Origin of the sequence: Rhizobacter terrae (genome assembly GCF_003852895.1) — a bacterium.
Classification (GTDB): domain Bacteria; phylum Pseudomonadota; class Gammaproteobacteria; order Burkholderiales; family Burkholderiaceae_C; genus Albitalea; species Albitalea terrae.
Genome location: NZ_QUSW01000009.1, coordinates 64,269 through 79,423, shown reverse-complemented (window position 1 = coordinate 79,423; position 15,155 = coordinate 64,269). Strand labels below are relative to the sequence as shown.

General features: G+C 64.6%; 13 protein-coding genes. 1 reads left to right on the top strand and 12 read right to left on the bottom strand.

Features of this window, described 5'->3' with window-relative positions; all coding sequences use genetic code 11:
* Position 1 precedes the first annotated feature (1 nt).
* From DZC73_RS25400 to DZC73_RS25375, 6 genes are read right to left on the bottom strand one after another with little or no spacing between them, the layout of a single operon-like run.
* Positions 2 to 880: a carbohydrate ABC transporter permease gene (locus DZC73_RS25400; protein ID WP_407924128.1), complete on the bottom strand. Its 879-nt coding sequence runs from the start codon at positions 878 to 880 to the stop codon at positions 2 to 4.
* A gap of 31 nt (positions 881 to 911) precedes the next feature.
* Positions 912 to 1,778, bottom strand: a complete 867-nt coding sequence (locus DZC73_RS25395; RefSeq protein ID WP_124543181.1) for a carbohydrate ABC transporter permease — start codon at positions 1,776 to 1,778, stop codon at positions 912 to 914.
* 9 nt (positions 1,779 to 1,787) lie between these two features.
* Positions 1,788 to 3,299, bottom strand: a complete 1,512-nt coding sequence (locus DZC73_RS25390; protein WP_124543180.1) for an aldehyde dehydrogenase family protein — start codon at positions 3,297 to 3,299, stop codon at positions 1,788 to 1,790.
* 22 nt (positions 3,300 to 3,321) lie between these two features.
* Positions 3,322 to 4,110 carry an enoyl-CoA hydratase/isomerase family protein gene (locus DZC73_RS25385; protein WP_124543179.1) on the bottom strand — a complete coding sequence of 263 codons (789 nt, stop codon included), beginning with the start codon at positions 4,108 to 4,110 and terminating at the stop codon, positions 3,322 to 3,324.
* Complete coding sequence (locus tag DZC73_RS25380; protein WP_124543178.1) at positions 4,094 to 5,698, bottom strand: acyl CoA:acetate/3-ketoacid CoA transferase; 1,605 nt, start codon at positions 5,696 to 5,698, stop codon at positions 4,094 to 4,096. The genes DZC73_RS25385 and DZC73_RS25380 overlap by 17 nt, the downstream gene beginning before the upstream one ends.
* Positions 5,695 to 6,732, bottom strand: coding sequence for a Gfo/Idh/MocA family protein (locus DZC73_RS25375; RefSeq protein ID WP_124543177.1), 1,038 nt, complete (start codon positions 6,730 to 6,732; stop codon positions 5,695 to 5,697). The genes DZC73_RS25380 and DZC73_RS25375 overlap by 4 nt, the downstream gene beginning before the upstream one ends.
* Before the next feature lie 87 nt (positions 6,733 to 6,819).
* On the opposite strand from DZC73_RS25375, the gene DZC73_RS25370 reads away from it, so the two are divergent.
* Entirely contained in the window at positions 6,820 to 7,842 is a 1,023-nt protein-coding gene (locus DZC73_RS25370; protein WP_124543176.1) for a LacI family DNA-binding transcriptional regulator, read from the top strand.
* A gap of 10 nt (positions 7,843 to 7,852) precedes the next feature.
* Here the strand turns inward: DZC73_RS25370 and DZC73_RS25365 are convergent, their stop codons facing one another.
* From DZC73_RS25365 to DZC73_RS25340, 6 genes are all read right to left on the bottom strand, one after another.
* On the bottom strand, positions 7,853 to 8,833 hold the full coding sequence (locus tag DZC73_RS25365; protein WP_268879065.1) for a LacI family DNA-binding transcriptional regulator: 981 nt from the start codon (positions 8,831 to 8,833) through the stop codon (positions 7,853 to 7,855).
* A 34-nt stretch (positions 8,834 to 8,867) separates the two neighbouring features.
* Positions 8,868 to 10,139 (bottom strand): ABC transporter substrate-binding protein, encoded by a 1,272-nt coding sequence (locus DZC73_RS25360; RefSeq protein ID WP_124543174.1) that lies wholly within the window; start codon positions 10,137 to 10,139, stop codon positions 8,868 to 8,870.
* On the bottom strand, positions 10,136 to 11,692 hold the full coding sequence (locus DZC73_RS25355; protein WP_124543173.1) for a methyl-accepting chemotaxis protein: 1,557 nt from the start codon (positions 11,690 to 11,692) through the stop codon (positions 10,136 to 10,138). Before DZC73_RS25355 ends, DZC73_RS25360 begins: the two co-directional genes overlap by 4 nt.
* A 172-nt stretch (positions 11,693 to 11,864) precedes the next feature.
* On the bottom strand, positions 11,865 to 13,076 hold the full coding sequence (locus tag DZC73_RS25350) for a maltoporin (RefSeq protein ID WP_161974740.1): 1,212 nt from the start codon (positions 13,074 to 13,076) through the stop codon (positions 11,865 to 11,867).
* Between the two features lie 104 nt (positions 13,077 to 13,180).
* Positions 13,181 to 14,425 (bottom strand): ABC transporter substrate-binding protein, encoded by a 1,245-nt coding sequence (locus DZC73_RS25345; RefSeq protein WP_124543171.1) that lies wholly within the window; start codon positions 14,423 to 14,425, stop codon positions 13,181 to 13,183.
* 222 nt (positions 14,426 to 14,647) lie between these two features.
* On the bottom strand, positions 14,648 to 15,154 hold the full coding sequence (locus tag DZC73_RS25340) for a TspO/MBR family protein (protein WP_235835277.1): 507 nt from the start codon (positions 15,152 to 15,154) through the stop codon (positions 14,648 to 14,650).
* Between the last annotated feature and the right edge of the window lies 1 nt (position 15,155).

The following is a 15,155-nucleotide window of genomic DNA, read 5'->3' as shown; positions in this document are numbered from 1 at the left end:
CTTACCCCTTGACTGAGCCTGCCATCAGACCTCGGACGAAGTACTTGCCTGACAGGAGATAGACGATCAACGTCGGCATCGCAGCGATGAAGGCGCCGGCGAAATGGACGTTGTATTCCTTGACCCCCGTCGAGCTGCTGACGAGGTTGTTGAGCGCCACCGTGATTGGCGACGAGTTGAAGTTGCTGAACGACGCACCGAACAGGAACTCGTTCCAGATGTTCGTGAACTGCCAGATGACCGTCACGATGATGATCGGTGTGCTGTTGGGCAGCAGGATGCGCAGCAGCACACCGAAGAAGCTGGCGCCGTCCATGCGCGCCGAGCGCACGAGCTCCGAAGGGAATGCAGCGTAGTAGTTGCGGAAGAAGAGCGTCGTGAAGCCGATGCCGTACACCGTGTTCACGAACACCAGCCCCCACACCGTGCCCGCCAGACCGATCGCACCCAGCGTCTTGGCCATGGGGATCAGCACGATCTGGAACGGGATAAAGACCGAGGTCAGCATGCCCGCGAAGATGAGCTGCGCCCCCCGGAACTTGAACTGCGTGAGGATGTAGCCGTTCAGCGCACCGATCATGGTCGACAGCACCACGCTCGGGATCACGATCAGGAAGGAGTTGATGAAATATGGACGCAGGCCGGTGGCCTCGACGCCGATCTGCGCCGTGCTCCAGGCCGTGAGCCAGGGCTCGACCGTCCAGGCGGTGGGCAGGCTCATCAGGTCGCCGCTGCGGATCTCGTCCAGCGATTTCAGCGAGTTGACGACCATGACGTACACAGGCGTCAGAAAGACGAGCGCCAGGAAACCCAGCAGGACGTAGAGGACCAGTCGGGGCAAGTCGCCGCGCTTTCTGGTTCGGGTGGATTCGGTGCGCATGGTGCGGCTCGTCATCGATGTCACCGTGGCGCTATGCATGTTGGGCCTTCTTCATCTCGCTGTACAGGTAGGGCACGACGACCACGCTGATGGCCAGCAGCATCAGCACGGCGCTGGCGGCACCGATCGCCATTTCATTGCGGGTGAAGGTGTACTGGTACATGAAGACGGAGGGCAGCCAGGTCGAACGACCGGGGCCGCCGTTGGTCAGCGCGATCACCAGGTCATAGGACTTGATCGCCATGTGCGCGAGGATCACGAAGGACGACACGAACACCGGCAGCAACTGCGGAATGACGATGCGCAGGTAGATCTGCCACGGCGGCGCGCCATCCACCCGGGCGGCGTTGATCTGCTCACCGTCCACGCCGCGCAGTCCAGCCAGGAACATCGCCATGACGAAACCGCAGGTCTGCCACACTGCCGCGATGACCACGCAGTAGATGGCCATGTCACTGTCCTTGATCCATCCGAAGTGGAACTGCTGCCAGCCCAGCCGTTGCAGCGACTGTTCCAGCCCGACGCCCGGGTCCAGCAGCCACTTCCAGGCTGTCCCCGTGACGATGAAGGACAAGGCCATCGGGTACAGGAAGATCGACCGCAAGGCGGACTCGGCCCGGATCTTCTGGTCGATCATGATTGCAAGGCCCAGGCCCAGCGCCATCGCAATCCCGATGTACAGCGACGCGAAGGTGGCCAGGTTGCCCACCGACACCGACCAGTTCTCGGACGCGAGCAGGCGGCTGTAGCTCCTGGCGCCCGCCCATTCGTAGCTGGGCATGAGCGTCGAATCGGTGAAGGACAGATAGATGGTGAAGGCGATGTACCCGTAGACACAGCAGGCCATCAGGATGACGCTCGGGCTGAGCAGCACTCGTGCAAGCGGCGTGGCTTTCATGGGATGACCTCAGGCCTTGCTCGACCACATTGACTGACGCGGACCGATGTGCAGGTGCATCGTCTTGGTCTCGGTGTAGTCCTCGGTGGCCAGGCGACCCAGCTCGCGGCCGATGCCGCTTTCATGGAAGCCTCCGAACGGAAGCTCCGCATGCCCTTCCAGGAACGTATTGACCCACACGGTGCCTGCGCGGATGCGGCGCGTGGCAGCCACGCAGGTATCGAAGTCGCGGCTCCAGACCGAGGCGGACAAGCCATACGGCGTGCTGTTGGCGATGGCCACGGCCTCGTCCAGGGTGTCGAACGCAACGACGGCGAGGACGGGGCCGAACACCTCCTCGCGGGCGATGGGCATCTCGGGCGACACGCCGCTGATCACCGTCGGCTCCACGTACATCCCGGGGCGATCCATCCGCGATCCACCCAGCCGCACCTGGGCGCCGTCGCCTCGTGCCAGGTGGATGTACTGGAGGATGGTGTCGAGCTGCCGCTCGGTGGTGATTGCGCCCACCTGCACGCCTGGCATCAGCGGGTCGCCCACGCGAACGTTGCGCGAACGTGCCGTGACCTCTTCGACCAGCCGGTCATGGACCGTGCGGTGCACCAGCACCCGGCTTCCGCTGTTGCAGCACTGGCCGGCGTTGAAGTAGATGCCATGCACGACGGCGTCCACCGCTGCATCCCAGTCGCAGTCCGGAAAGACGATCTGGGGGTTCTTTCCGCCCAGCTCCATCGAGACCTTTTTCAGTGTCTGGGCGGACTTCGCCACGGCCTGCTTGCCAATGGCAGTGGACCCCGTGAACGACAGCATGTCCACCATTGGATGGGTGACAAGGACATCGCCCACCACGCTGCCAGGCCCGACGACGATGTTGGCAACACCAGCCGGCAAGCCGGCATCGAGCAGGATGCGCCCCAGCATGACGGTGGTGGCGGAGGTCACCTCGGCCGGCTTGACCACCGCGGTGCAGCCCGCTGCCAGCGCGAAGGGAAGCTTCTGGCTGACGATGAGGAAAGGAAAATTCCACGGCGTGATCACGCTCACCACGCCGATGGGCTCGCGCAAGACAATCCCCAGCGTGCGTTCGCCCAGGGTGTTGTAGCTGTCGCCGTGCAGGTTTCTGGCCAGCGTCGCGGCGTATTGCCACAGGTCAGCCGCCCCTTCGATTTCAGCCAGGGCCTGCTCGAACGGCTTGCCGTTCTCCAGCGTTTCCATCAGCGCGATCTCGCGCTTCTGGGCGAGGATGGCGTCGCCCACGCGACGCAGCACGGCGGCGCGCTCAGCGCCTGACATCCTGGGCCACGGGCCAAGGTCGAACGCGCGGCGCGCGCTCTCGATGGCGGCCTGGGCGTCTTTCACCCCGGCCTGCGCATAGGTCGCCACTGTCTTTCCGTGCGCCGGAGACTGGCGCTCCAGCGTGCGCCCGTCGAGGGCGTCCACCCAGCGTCCTTCAATGAGCAACTGACCCTGGAGAGGCTTGTCGAAGATCGCCTGGGCGGCGGCTTGAATGTCGTGAGTCATCGCGTCTTCTTCTTTCTGCCAATCAATGGCCTTCGTACTTCGGCGGCCGCTTTTCGCGGAAGGCCCGCATGCCTTCGGCGGCGTCCTGCGTCGTCGCGGCCAAGGCGCCGGCCATCGCCTCCATGCTGGCCGAGGCGTCTTCCTGTGAGGCGGCGTTGATCAATTGCTTGGTGAGCTGCAGTGCCACCGGCGCATTGGCGGCCATTTGCCGCGCCAGTTCGTGGGCACGGTCCTGGACCTGGCCGGGTTCGACCACTTCATCGACCAGCCCCCAACCCAGCGCGGCCGATGCGGCGATCCGTTGACCGGCCAATGCCATGTATTTGGCGTGTGCCGGCCCCACCAGGCGCACCAGCCGCTGGGTGCCGGACCACCCTGGACAGGTGGCGATGCTGGCCTCGGGCAAGCCCAGCAGTGCCTGCGAGGAGCAGATGCGGACGTCCGCCGTGACGGCCAGTTCCAGGCCACCGCCCAAGGCATGCCCGTTCAGCGCCGCGATCACGGGCATGCGCAAGCGAGCCCAGCGGTCGAAGACGCGATGGCCGATGCGCACCCAGCTGCGCCACATCTCCAAGGGCGGCAGCGATGACCACTCGTTGATGTCTGCCCCGGCGCAGAAGGCACGTTGCCCATCGCCGGTCAGTACGACGGATCGAATCATCGGGTTGCGCTCGATGGAATCGGCACAGGCCTCCAGCTGTTCCAGCATGTCGGGCGTCAGGGTGTTCAACTTGCGCTCACGCTCGATGACGACGGTCGCCACCGCGCCGACACAGCTCAGGCGCACGCGCGCGTCAGCCTTGGCGTCCACGGCGGACCTCGCTCTTCAAGGACATGCCCATGGGCTGATCGCGGAACAGTGCTTCATCCATCAGGCGCAGGTCAGGCGACACGATGAGCGAAAACTCGCACTGGTCAAGCACGTGCCGCTGCAGATCGATTCCCGGCGCAATCTCGGTGACCATCAGGCCATCGGCCGTCATGCGCAGCACGCAGCGCTCGGTGATGTAGGTTGCGTTCTGCTGCCGCTCCCGGCCGACCACGCCGCTGAACGTGACCTGCTCGATGGCACGGACGAACTTCCTGGAGCGCCCTTCCTCCAGCACCGCGAGCTTGCCGTCACCCACCTGCAGCTTTGCACCCGCCGTGAAGAAGCCGGAGAAGATGATGTTGCGCGCATGGGCCGTGATGTCGACGAAGCCACCACATCCGGCAGTGAGATAAGGCTTCGCAGCCAGCTTCGACACATTGACGCTGCCCTGCGGATCCACCTGCAGGAACGACAGCATCGTTGCGTCGAAGCCGCCGCCCTGGAAGTAGGTGAACTGCGTGGGCGAGGCCACGATCGCATCGGCGTTGGACGCACAGCCGAAGGCGAACCCCAGCAGCGGCATGCCACCGACCGCACCTTGTTCGATGACCCAGGTCACGTCGCCGTGCAGGCCTTCTTCCAACAGGATGCGTGGCACGTTGGCAGAGATGCCGAATCCGAGGTTGACGGTCGAGCTGGCGTGCAGCTCCATCGCAGCCCGCCTCGCGATCACCTTTTCCGCGCTCCAGGGCTGGTGCTCGAATGCGGACAACGGCTGCATCACCTCGCCGCTGATGGCCGGGTCGTACGGCGTCTGGGTCGTCTGCTGCTGGTCGGGGTCGACGACGATGTAGTCGACCAGATTGGAAGGAACGCGAACATCGTGCGGCCGCATGGAGCCGGTCTTGGCCAGCCGCTTCACCTGTGCAATCACGATGCCGCCATGGTTGCGCGCGGCCAGTGCCTGGTCGAGCCCGCCGAGCAAGGCCCCTTCGTGTTCGTAGGTGAGGTTGCCCCGTTCGTCCGCGGTCGTGGCGCGGATGATGGCCACGTTCGGCACGATGCCGGGAAAGTGCAGCCATGTGTTGTTGTCGAAGCTCACCTTGCTCACGATGGGTTGCATGCGGGCGGACGGATTCATCGCGCATCCGTCCTGGTCGGGGTCCACATAGGTGCCGACACCCACCTTGGTGAACACGCCTGCGCGCTTGGCCGCGACGTCGCGGTGCATGTCGAAGAGGATGCCGCTCGGCACGTTGTAGGCGGCGACCTCGTCATCAAGGATCATTCGCCAGATGGCCGGCATCGGATGCGAGGACGGGCCGCTCGGGTAGGAGCCTGCCAGCACTCGGGTGATCAGGCCTTTCTGCGCGACGTGGTCGATGCCCTTGATGCCGTACATGTCGCCGGCCGCGATGGGGTGGAGCATGGTCAGGGACCTCGGTGCCTGCTCGTTGCGATAGCGCTCACCCATGGCTTCCAGAACCTTGTCCGGGCAGCCAAGGCCGCTGGACGAACTGACACTGACGACGTCGTGGTCGCGGATGAGAGCGGCAGCCTGGGCTGCGGTGACGACTTTGGACTTCATTGGCCTTCGCCCGTGATGTTGGGAATGTGCACGACAGCGCCGGTTGCGCAGGCTTGGGACACGGCCAGCGCTGCAGACAGTGACTTGACGCCGTCCAGCCCGGTGGCTGCCGGCTCGCCTTGGCCGGCCAGCGCCTTGCAGAAGGCGCGCACGCCGGTGACGTAGAGGTCCTGGTGACGAAGGTCCAGCGTGCGGCTGCCGTTGGCGTCGACGAGGGTGACGTCGCCGACAGGCTGCTGGGTCATGACATTGCGTCCGATCAGCGACCCCGCGTCTCCGTGAAGCTCCAGGCCGGTGCCGGCGTGCTTCACCGTGAAGGCGTCGTGGAGCTGCACCAGCGTGCCGTTGTCGAACCGCACGACAGCCATGACGCCATCGGTCAGTCCTTTCTGCGCCATGCCGCCTTGCCGGCCCAGGCCGATGGCTTCCACCGGCTCCGCAGCGAGGATGAAGCGAAGCGTGTCGATGTCGTGGACGGTGATGTCCAGCTCCACCCCGCCGCCGGCCTCGGGCTTGTTGATGCGCCAGGCCTGGAGATGCTCCGGCAAATGAACCGCATGGAACACGCGGGCAAATTGCACCTGGCCAATGGCGCCGGATCGAACCGCGTCGCGCATGGCGCGGTGGCTGGCCGCGTTGCGTAGGTGATGGTTGGTTGCCAGCAGCACGCCGGCCCGTTGGCAGGCCGAGACCATCGCCAGTGCGTCGCCAACGCTCAGCGCCAGCGGCTTCTCGCACAACACATGCTTGCCGGCCGCTGCGGCAGCCATGGCCTGGGGCGCATGCAACTCATTGGTCGTGCTGATGTACACGACATCCACGGCAGGGTCCGCGAGCAAGCGATCCACGTCGGCGTAGGCATTCGCAATGCCTGCATGCGCGGCGAAATCACGCGCTCGCTGCTCATTCGAGCTGGCCACGGCGACGACACGATGCCCCGGCTGGGCGTTGATGGCCTGCACCATGTGCTCGCGGGCGATGGTGCTGGCTCCGATGAAACCCCACCCGGTCTCTGGCTTGGACGTCGATGTCATGCAGCTACACTCATTGGAACGGTTAAATAGATTATTGGAACGTTCCAATAAATTGTCAATCAAAAACAAACCACGGGAAAACCCGAAGTGAAACCCAAGACGCCACAGGCAGCCGCGCGCAACGTGACCATCCTGGACATTGCGAAGACCGCAGGCGTGTCGAAATCCACCGTCTCTCTCGTCCTGCAAGGCAGCGACCTGATCCGGGCGGAAACTGCCGAGCGCGTACGCGCCGTCGCAGCGGACCTCGGCTACGTGTACAACCGTCACGCCGCATTGATGCGCGGGAACACGAGCAACGTCATTGGCGTTGTCATCAACGACTTGATGAACCCCTTCTTCGCTGAAGTGCTCGTCGGCATCGAGCGCAAGCTCGTGCGCGAAGGTTTCATCACGCTGATGGCGCACAGCTGCGAAGACGTCGGGCTGCAAGGCAAGCTGCTCACCTCGATGCGAGAGCAGAACGCCGCGGGCATCATGCTGTGCCCTGCCCTGGACACGCCGAGCTCCCTGCTCAAGCAGATGGGCGAGTGGCGCATTCCCGTCGTCTTGATGGTTCGGCCACTGGGGCGCACCGTGCACGACTACGTCGGATCCGACAACGTCCTGGGCATGCGGACCTCCACCCGTTACCTGGCCGAGCAGGGGCACAAGCGCATCGGGTTTATCGGCGGCCAGACCGGTCCGGTGTACCGCGACCGCCTCAAGGGCTACCAGGAGGCGCTGGAGGAAGTGGGGCTTCCCTTCGACGAATCGCTGGTGAAGCCCGCCCCGCCGACACGCGAAGGCGGGTTCACGGCGATGCTGGATCTGCTGGCGAGCAAGCGACCAGCGACGGCCGCCGTCTGCTACAACGACATCACCGCACTGGGCGCCCTGGCCACCCTTGGCAGCCAGGGGCTGAAGGCTGGGAAGGACTTCGCCATCGTCGGCTTCGACGGCATCCTCGACACCGAGCACTCCAACCCGCCCCTCACCACGATGGACGTGCAGCCGGGGCAGCTCGGCGAACAAGCGGCCGCCCTGATGTTGCAGCGTCTGTCGGAGCCGGCCGGCAAGCCGATCCGGCATCTGGTGAAACCAGCCTTGAAGCTTCGCACCTCCGCGTAGTGCACCGTCGTCATGCGGTGCGGCGCACCACCAGTTTCGGCAGAGACAGGTGCACCCGCTGCGCCTGCTCGGGCGCGGCCCGCCGCTGCAACCACAGCTGCGCCGCCGCGGCACCGAATCCATGCGGGTCGATCGAGATGGTGGTGAGCGGCGGATTGAGATGCTGCGCCGCGCGGATATCGTCGAACCCAGCCACTGCGATGTCGACACCGGGGCGTCGGCCGAGGCGCGAGGCCGCGGCAATGGCGCCGAATGCAACGATGTCGTTGTAGCAGACCACGCCCTCGAGCCCGGGCTGCCGGCGCAGCAGCCAATGCAACCCGTCGAAACCGAACTGGCGTGTCGCGGCGCCCCAATGCTCGAGGTGGTCCGCGCGCGATACCTCGTACTGCCGCAAGGCCTTGAGAAACCCCCGATAGCGCTGGTTCCGGACTTCGCTCGGCAACCCGCCCAGGTACGCCAACTTGCGGTGGCCGGCCTGCAGCATCCGCTGCGTGGCCAGGTAGCTTCCCATCTCGTTCTCGAAGCCAGCGAAGTCGCAGCCGCCCATGCCCAGTGACCGCACCATGAGCACGAACGGCGTGCGCCAGGATCGCAGGTCGTTCAGTGCCTGCCGCCGCGTGCCCTGGCTGGGCGCGAGCATCACGCCGGCGACGCCTTGCTCGCGCATCGACCGAAGGACCGCGTCTTGCCGTTCGCAGCTGTTGTCGGTGTTGGCGACAAGCACCACGAATCCATCCTGCATGAGCCGCCCTTCGATGCCCGCCAGCACCTCGACGAAGAATGGATTGGCCAGGTCATTGACGATGACGCCGACAGCATTGGAATCGTGCCGGCGCAACTGTGCCGCGGAGCGGTTGTAGACATAGCCGAGTTCTTCCACCGCTCGTCGAACCCTGGTCTTCGTGGCCAGGCTGATCAGCTGGCTGTCCTGCAGGACCAGGGACACCGTCGACACCGACACGCCTGCGCTCGAAGCCACGTCATGCATCGTGACGTGCCGGCCGGAATGCGCGCCCATTCTCTCAGTGCTGGTCCTTGGTTCCGATGGCGCGTATCCGCTGGATCCGCCTCACCGCTTCGGCCACCGGCATGGCGTCGTTGCTCCAGAACTCCGACACGAGGTTCTTCAGCGCCGTCTCCTGTTCCACCGGAAGGGCCATGTGGAAGGCCACCGAGGGCACGAGCGTGTCGACCATGGAGGTGGCCACGAAGTAGGCGCTCGACTGCTGGCCGCAGACATCGAACTTGGCCATGTCCACGTTGGCAGACAGGGGAACCGACCCCTTCGCCAGGTTGAATGCCTGCTGGAAGCTGGGGGTCATGATCAAGCGGGCCAGGGTCTTCTGGGCCGCGGTGGCTTCGTCAGCCCCCTTCTTGAACACCGCGAAGCTGTCGACGATGAACAAGAAGGATCGCTGCGTGCCAGGTGGTGCGATGCACAGGAAATCCCGATCGGCGGCCTTGCCCGCTGCGAAGAATTCGCCCTTGGCCCAGTCGCCCATGAACTGCATGGCGGCCTTGTTGTTCACGACCATGGCCGTGGCCGCATTCCAGTTGCGGTCATTGGCGGCCGCGCCATCGGTGTAGGACTTCAGCCGGCGAAAGACCTTGAGCGCCTCCTCCACCTTGGGGCTCTGGATGGCCTCGTTGTCCAGCGCGATGAGCGCTCGCCGGTAGGTGTCCACGCCGCCCACGCCAAGCAGCACCGTCTCGAAGAGCGCGAAGTTCTGCCAGGGCTGGGACCCATGGGCAATCGGCAGGATGCCTGCGGTCTTCATCCGGTCGGCCATGACGAAGAACTGGTCCCAGGTCTCTGGCGTGCGCCCGGCGTACTTCACGAAGGCATCGCGGTTGATCCACAGCCAGTTGGCGCGATGGATGTTGAACGGCGCGGCCACGAAATGCCCGTCCACCTTCAGTCCGCGCGTCACCACCGCCGGGATCTGGCTCTCCCACTGCTGTTCTTTCGCCACCGCGTCCAGGTTGGCCAGCGCCTTCTGCCGGCCCCAGCTCTGGATGGATGCACCGTTCATCTGCGCGGCTTCCGGTGGCTGCCCCCGCGAGACGCGTGCCTGCAGCGTCTCCATCGCCTTGTCCCCGCCACCGCCTTCCACAGCCATGTCTTTCCAACGGTAGCCCGCGCCCTTCAGGCGTGACTTCAGTTCATCCAGCGCCTTGGCCTCGCCGCCGCTGGTCCACCAGTGCATGATTTCGATGTCTTCGGACGCAGCCTGCGCCGCCATCACGCACGCGCCGCACAGCGCACCCACCACGAGTGACGAAATCTTTTTCATACCAACGACTCCTGCCCGACCTCGAGCACCTTGAACCGGCTGACCATCTCGTTGAGCCGTGCAGCCTGCGACTTCAGGCTTTCCGCCGCGGCGGCCGACTGCTCCACCATCGACGAGTTCTGCTGCGTCATGGCGTTGAGCTGGTTGATGGTCTCCTTGACCTGGGTCACCCCGACCGATTGCCGCGATGCGCTGGCCGAGAGCTGGCCGATGGTGTCGGTCACTGCCTGCGCCGCGGCCACGATGTCGTTCATGGTGCGGCTGGCCTCCACCACACGCGTCCCGGCGTCGCCGATGCCTTGCAGGCAGTCCTGCAGCAAGCCGGCAATCTCCTTCGAGGCCTGCGCGGACCGCGTCGACAGAGCGCGCACCTCGCCCGCCACGACGCCGAAGCCGCGTCCCTTGTCGCCGGCACGCGCCGCTTCCACGGCGGCATTCAGCGCGAGCAGGTTGGTCTGGTAGGACAGCCCGTCGATGAACGACACGATCTCGCTGATGCGCGTGGAGCGCTGGGTCACCACTTCCATCGTCTCAACCACGCCGCTCATGAGATCACCACCGCGGTTGGCGTGCAGGGAGGCCGACTCCGCCAGCTTGACGGCGTGCTCCGCCGCCTGCGCACTGGTGGCCAGTGCATCGGAGAATTCGTTCAGCGTGGAGGCCGTGGCTTCGAGGTGCCCGGCCGCCTCCTCGGTCCGCGACGACAAATCGAGATTGCCCGCGGCCACCTCGTCGGACGCGACGTGGATGGAATCCGACGCCTGGCGGATCTGGCCGACCATGTCGCTCAGGCCGGATTGCATGGACTGGATGGCCAGCAGGAGCCTCCCCAGCTCGTCATGAACATGGCCATCGACGGCGTGGGCCAGATCACCCGAGGCAATCCGTTCGGCAGCGGAAATGGCCATGTCGATCGGCCGCCGCACGCTCTTGATGATGCTGCGGCCCACCAGCATGCCGAGGATCACGGCCACGGCCGAGATCGCTGCCATCGCCGAGATGGCCGACGTCAGCTGGTCCGAGGCCCGTTGCACCGCGTGTGTGTTCTGGTCCTGGGCGGAGGCAATCAGTGCAGCCAAGGCGTCGCGCCACAGCCGCTCGTTCGGCGCGACCTTCAGGTTGAGGATGACAGTCGCGTCTTCATTGGCGCCGGCCGATCCCTTCACGGCGGCCTGCGCGATGTCGCCCATCGTCTTCTTGCCGAGTTCATCGACCAGCCTGAGCTGCCTGAACTCCTGTTCAGTCGCCCATCGAGGGGCGGTCAGCATCAACTCCCTGAGCCTTTTGTCGTATTCGCGTTGTGCTGACTCCATCGCCTTGACCTGACGGTCGATGGTGGCCTTGTCCGTCAGGATGGTGACGTTTCGAACGCCTACAGCGAGCACGTTGGCATCGTCGCGCATCGCATTCAGCAGCGAGATGCGGCCATTGTTGGCCAGCAGCACGTCGCGCATCTGCGCTTCGAGATCGCGCATCTGCAAGACGCCATAGATGGCCGCCGCCAGTGCCATCACGATGAGCGTCCCGAACCCGAACCCAAGCTTGTGGACCACGGACAGGTGCAGGCCCGATGGCCGCCCCTGCTGTGGTTGTCCTCTACCCCCCTCACGAAGCCTCTTGCTCACTTCGCACCCCACTTTCTGACAAACCGCTGCCCGCAAAGCTGGCGCAGCAACTGGTGGCCTCGGGTGCGCGCAGGCACAAGAGGCCACCAGCCAAGCGTTCTCAGAACCAGATCTCGACCTGCGCGCCGTAGCTGGTGCCGGTGGTCTTGCCGTCGCCGATGCCAGTGACGCCTGCGGCTCCCGCTGCCGTGTTGGCGGCGGCGTTCCACTTCGCCGTCGTCACGTAAAGGCGCAATTCCGGGCGGTTCCAGAACCCAGGTCCCGTCGACAGGGCCGGTCCGACCGTCAACTTCGCCAGCTTCTGGGTCGAGGCGCCGTCCGGCTTCTTCTGCGAGTAGCCGGCCTCCGCCAGAACCTTCAGGTTCCTGGTGACGGCATACGACGCACGGGCACCGATGGACGACGAGGTGGTCTTGAGACCCGACGCGCCATCCTTGTCCTGCTGGACCATGGCCTGCGCCTGGCCACCCAGGGGCCCCATCTGCCATGTGAGGCTTTCGACGATGCGCAAGCCGCGGGTGCCGCTGTCTGCGGCCAGGTTGCCGAAGCCGCCGTCCAGCCCGGCAGAGCCCTGTGCCAACTGCAGCCACAGCGTGTTGCCCCCGCCCAGGCCGAACACGTTGTCCTGGTTGTGCTGGAAGGTCAAGCCGAAGCCGCTCTTGCCTCCGCTGAAGTCGCCGTTGGTGAAGGTGCCGACCACCCGCAGCTTGCCGCCAGGGTTCGTCTCCAGGTCGTGCAAGTCCAGGTTCACGCGGCTGCCGGGGTTGGTGGCGCCGCCATCGGTGCGGAAGTAGGCGAAGTTCAGCTTTGCGCCTCCGGCGCTGATGTTGTCCACGCCTGCCCCCACGCCCGAGAGGTTCACGTAGAAGGTGTCCACGATATGCACGTCGGCGCGGCCGTAGAAGCGCTTGCCGATCCAGAAGCTGGCCTCGGGGGCGATGTCGTAGCCCTTGCCTTCCACGTACATCTGGTTGATGCCCAACTTGCTGCTGTCCAGCGGCGTGGCGCCGGCGCCCGTGTCCGTACCCGGGCTGTACAGGTTGGTCATCAGGTTGGCCTTGTATTCGACCCCATCGGCCTTGAATCCCTGGCTCAGCAGGAACTCGCCATAGAAGTCGCACTCGTTGCCCAGGCGGTACTTGAGGCCCGCGCCACCCAGGCCGTAGCAGGCGCGCGCGGCATCCTTCTTCGTGGCGCCGGGGCCCGTGCGGAAGTAGCCGCCCCAGTCCACGGCCGAGGCGGTGGTGGAGTACAGCCCGAGGCAGGCGGCTGCGACGGCGGCCAGGCGGAAGTTGAAGCTCGATTGACTCATTGTCGTGGTGTCCATTCTTTTGAGTGAGAGAGGCCATCCACCCAGGCGCGCCAGGTGGAACGTTCCAATTCTTTGGTGTGCTGAATCCCGGAAATGCAGGTGCGTCAGCCCTTGGCCGCGGACATCATGGCCTGCACGGCCTTCTTGTCGTCCAGCTGCCCGTTGAAGTGCCGCGTGATGACGTCATAGAAGGCATTCTTGATCGACGCGGGCACGGCGTGTCCATGAGCCAGCGAGCCGACGAGGGTGTTGTTCTTGTTGGCTTCGGCAAGGTCGCGCATGCCCTTCTTGCCGCAGTCGTCGAAAGCTGCGTCAGGCACATCCGTACGCGCGGGGACCGATCCCTTCACGACGTTGAAGGCGGACTGGAAACCCTTGTCCATGATCGCTGCGGCAAGCTTGTTCTGCGCCGCGATCTTGTCGCCCTTCACCTGGAACATGGCGAACTGGTCGGAGTTGAAGGTCACGGAACCCTGGCTGCCTGGCACACGGAAACACACGAAGTCCTTGCCGGGCACCTTCTTGGCATTGAGGAATTCACCCTTGGCCCAGTCCCCCATGATCTCGTAGCCGGCCTTGCCCGAAATGACCATGCCCGCGGCGACATTCCAGTCTCGGCCAGAGAAGTCCTTGTCAACGAACTTGCGCAGTTGCGACATGCGCTGGAAGACCTTCTCCATCGTGGGCGAACCAAGCGCTTTGGGGTCGAGCTCGATGAAGGCCTTGCGGTAGAAATCCACGCCACCGGTGGACAGGGCCACGCCATCGAACACCGTCACCTCCTGCCAAGGCTGGCCGCCGTGAGCGAGCGCGACGAACCCTGCCTTCTGGACCTTGTCCAAATCGTCGATGAACTGATCCCAGTTGGCCGGCTCCTTGGTAACGCCGGCCTTGGCGAGAACGTCCTTGTTGGCCCATACCCAGTTGGTCGAATGGACGTTGACCGGCGCGGCCACCCACTTGCCGTTGTATTTGGAGAACTTCTGCAATGCGAGCGGCACCACCTTGTCCCAGTTGTCGTGTGCTGCCACGGCGTTCAGGTCCGCCAGCACGTTCTGCTTGGCCCAGTCGGTGATGTCGTAGCCAAGCATCTGCACGGCGGTCGGCGGAATGCCGGCGCTGACGCGCGCGCGGACCGCGGTCATCGCCTGCTCGCCGCCGCCGCCCGCAATGGGGCTGTCTTTCCATGCGATGCCTTGTTTCTCGAGGTTCTGCTTGAGCACATTCAACGCAGCAGCCTCACCGCCAGACGTCCACCAGTGCACCACTTCCACCGATTGGTTTTGCGCGATGGCACCGCCACACGCCATCAGGCTTGCCATCGCAATGCCTGCAATCTTGAAGCTCATATCCGTCTCCTTGTCCTGTTGAAGATTCCAGTCTCTTTGCCGCGCGGCCGAGTTCGACCAAAGAGCAGATGACGCCCTCTTTGATGATGAGGCCCTTGGTTTCCCGTCTGACCTGGCTCACGGTGCGTAAGTATTGGAACGTTCCAAACAGTTGGTCAAGACGTTCGAAAGGCTTCGAGGGTTTGTCCTAGGAATCAGCCGCCACAGAGTTCACGGGCAGGACTAAAGCAGTGCTGGATTGCCCTGCCACACCGCCCAGGTCAATGCGCTGGCAAAGCTCACCCAGAGCAAATACGGCATCAGCAGCAAAGCGGCGAAGTGGTTCAAGCGCCAGAAAGCGCCAATCGTCGCAGCGATGAGAATGCACATCAGCGCCACATCGGCAAAGGCCGCCGCACCAAGATGCCAGGCAAAGAAGAGCCATGACCATAGGGCATTGATGGCCAACTGCATCAGATAAACGCCAAGCGCTGCGTGCGTCCTGCCCGGCGCCTTCCAGATCAGCCAGGACGCCACGCCCATCATTGTGTAGAGCACCGACCATACCGGGCCGAAAAGGTACGCAGGTGGCGCCCATCCTGGCTTCGTTAGCTGGCCGTAGAACGTGCTCGCATCCACTGAGGCACCAGCTCCCACGGCGGCAGCGAAGTAGGCCGTGACGATCCAGCCCAACAGTCCGAGTGCCTGGGCCCGCCATGGCTTGCGCTGCGGAGTCTGCTCACCAGCCAAG

Coding starts and splice junctions, on each gene's coding strand:
- DZC73_RS25365 (WP_268879065.1), bottom strand. CDS start 8,833: ATGCATGACGTGGCTTCGAGCGCAGGCGTGTCGGTGTCGACGGTGTCC.
- DZC73_RS25400 (WP_407924128.1), bottom strand. CDS start 880: ATGCGCACCGAATCCACCCGAACCAGAAAGCGCGGCGACTTGCCCCGA.
- DZC73_RS25390 (WP_124543180.1), bottom strand. CDS start 3,299: ATGACTCACGACATTCAAGCCGCCGCCCAGGCGATCTTCGACAAGCCT.
- DZC73_RS25380 (WP_124543178.1), bottom strand. CDS start 5,698: ATGAAGTCCAAAGTCGTCACCGCAGCCCAGGCTGCCGCTCTCATCCGC.
- DZC73_RS25350 (WP_161974740.1), bottom strand. CDS start 13,076: ATGAGTCAATCGAGCTTCAACTTCCGCCTGGCCGCCGTCGCAGCCGCC.
- DZC73_RS25395 (WP_124543181.1), bottom strand. CDS start 1,778: ATGAAAGCCACGCCGCTTGCACGAGTGCTGCTCAGCCCGAGCGTCATC.
- DZC73_RS25360 (WP_124543174.1), bottom strand. CDS start 10,139: ATGAAAAAGATTTCGTCACTCGTGGTGGGTGCGCTGTGCGGCGCGTGC.
- DZC73_RS25345 (WP_124543171.1), bottom strand. CDS start 14,425: ATGAGCTTCAAGATTGCAGGCATTGCGATGGCAAGCCTGATGGCGTGT.
- DZC73_RS25375 (WP_124543177.1), bottom strand. CDS start 6,732: ATGACATCGACGTCCAAGCCAGAGACCGGGTGGGGTTTCATCGGAGCC.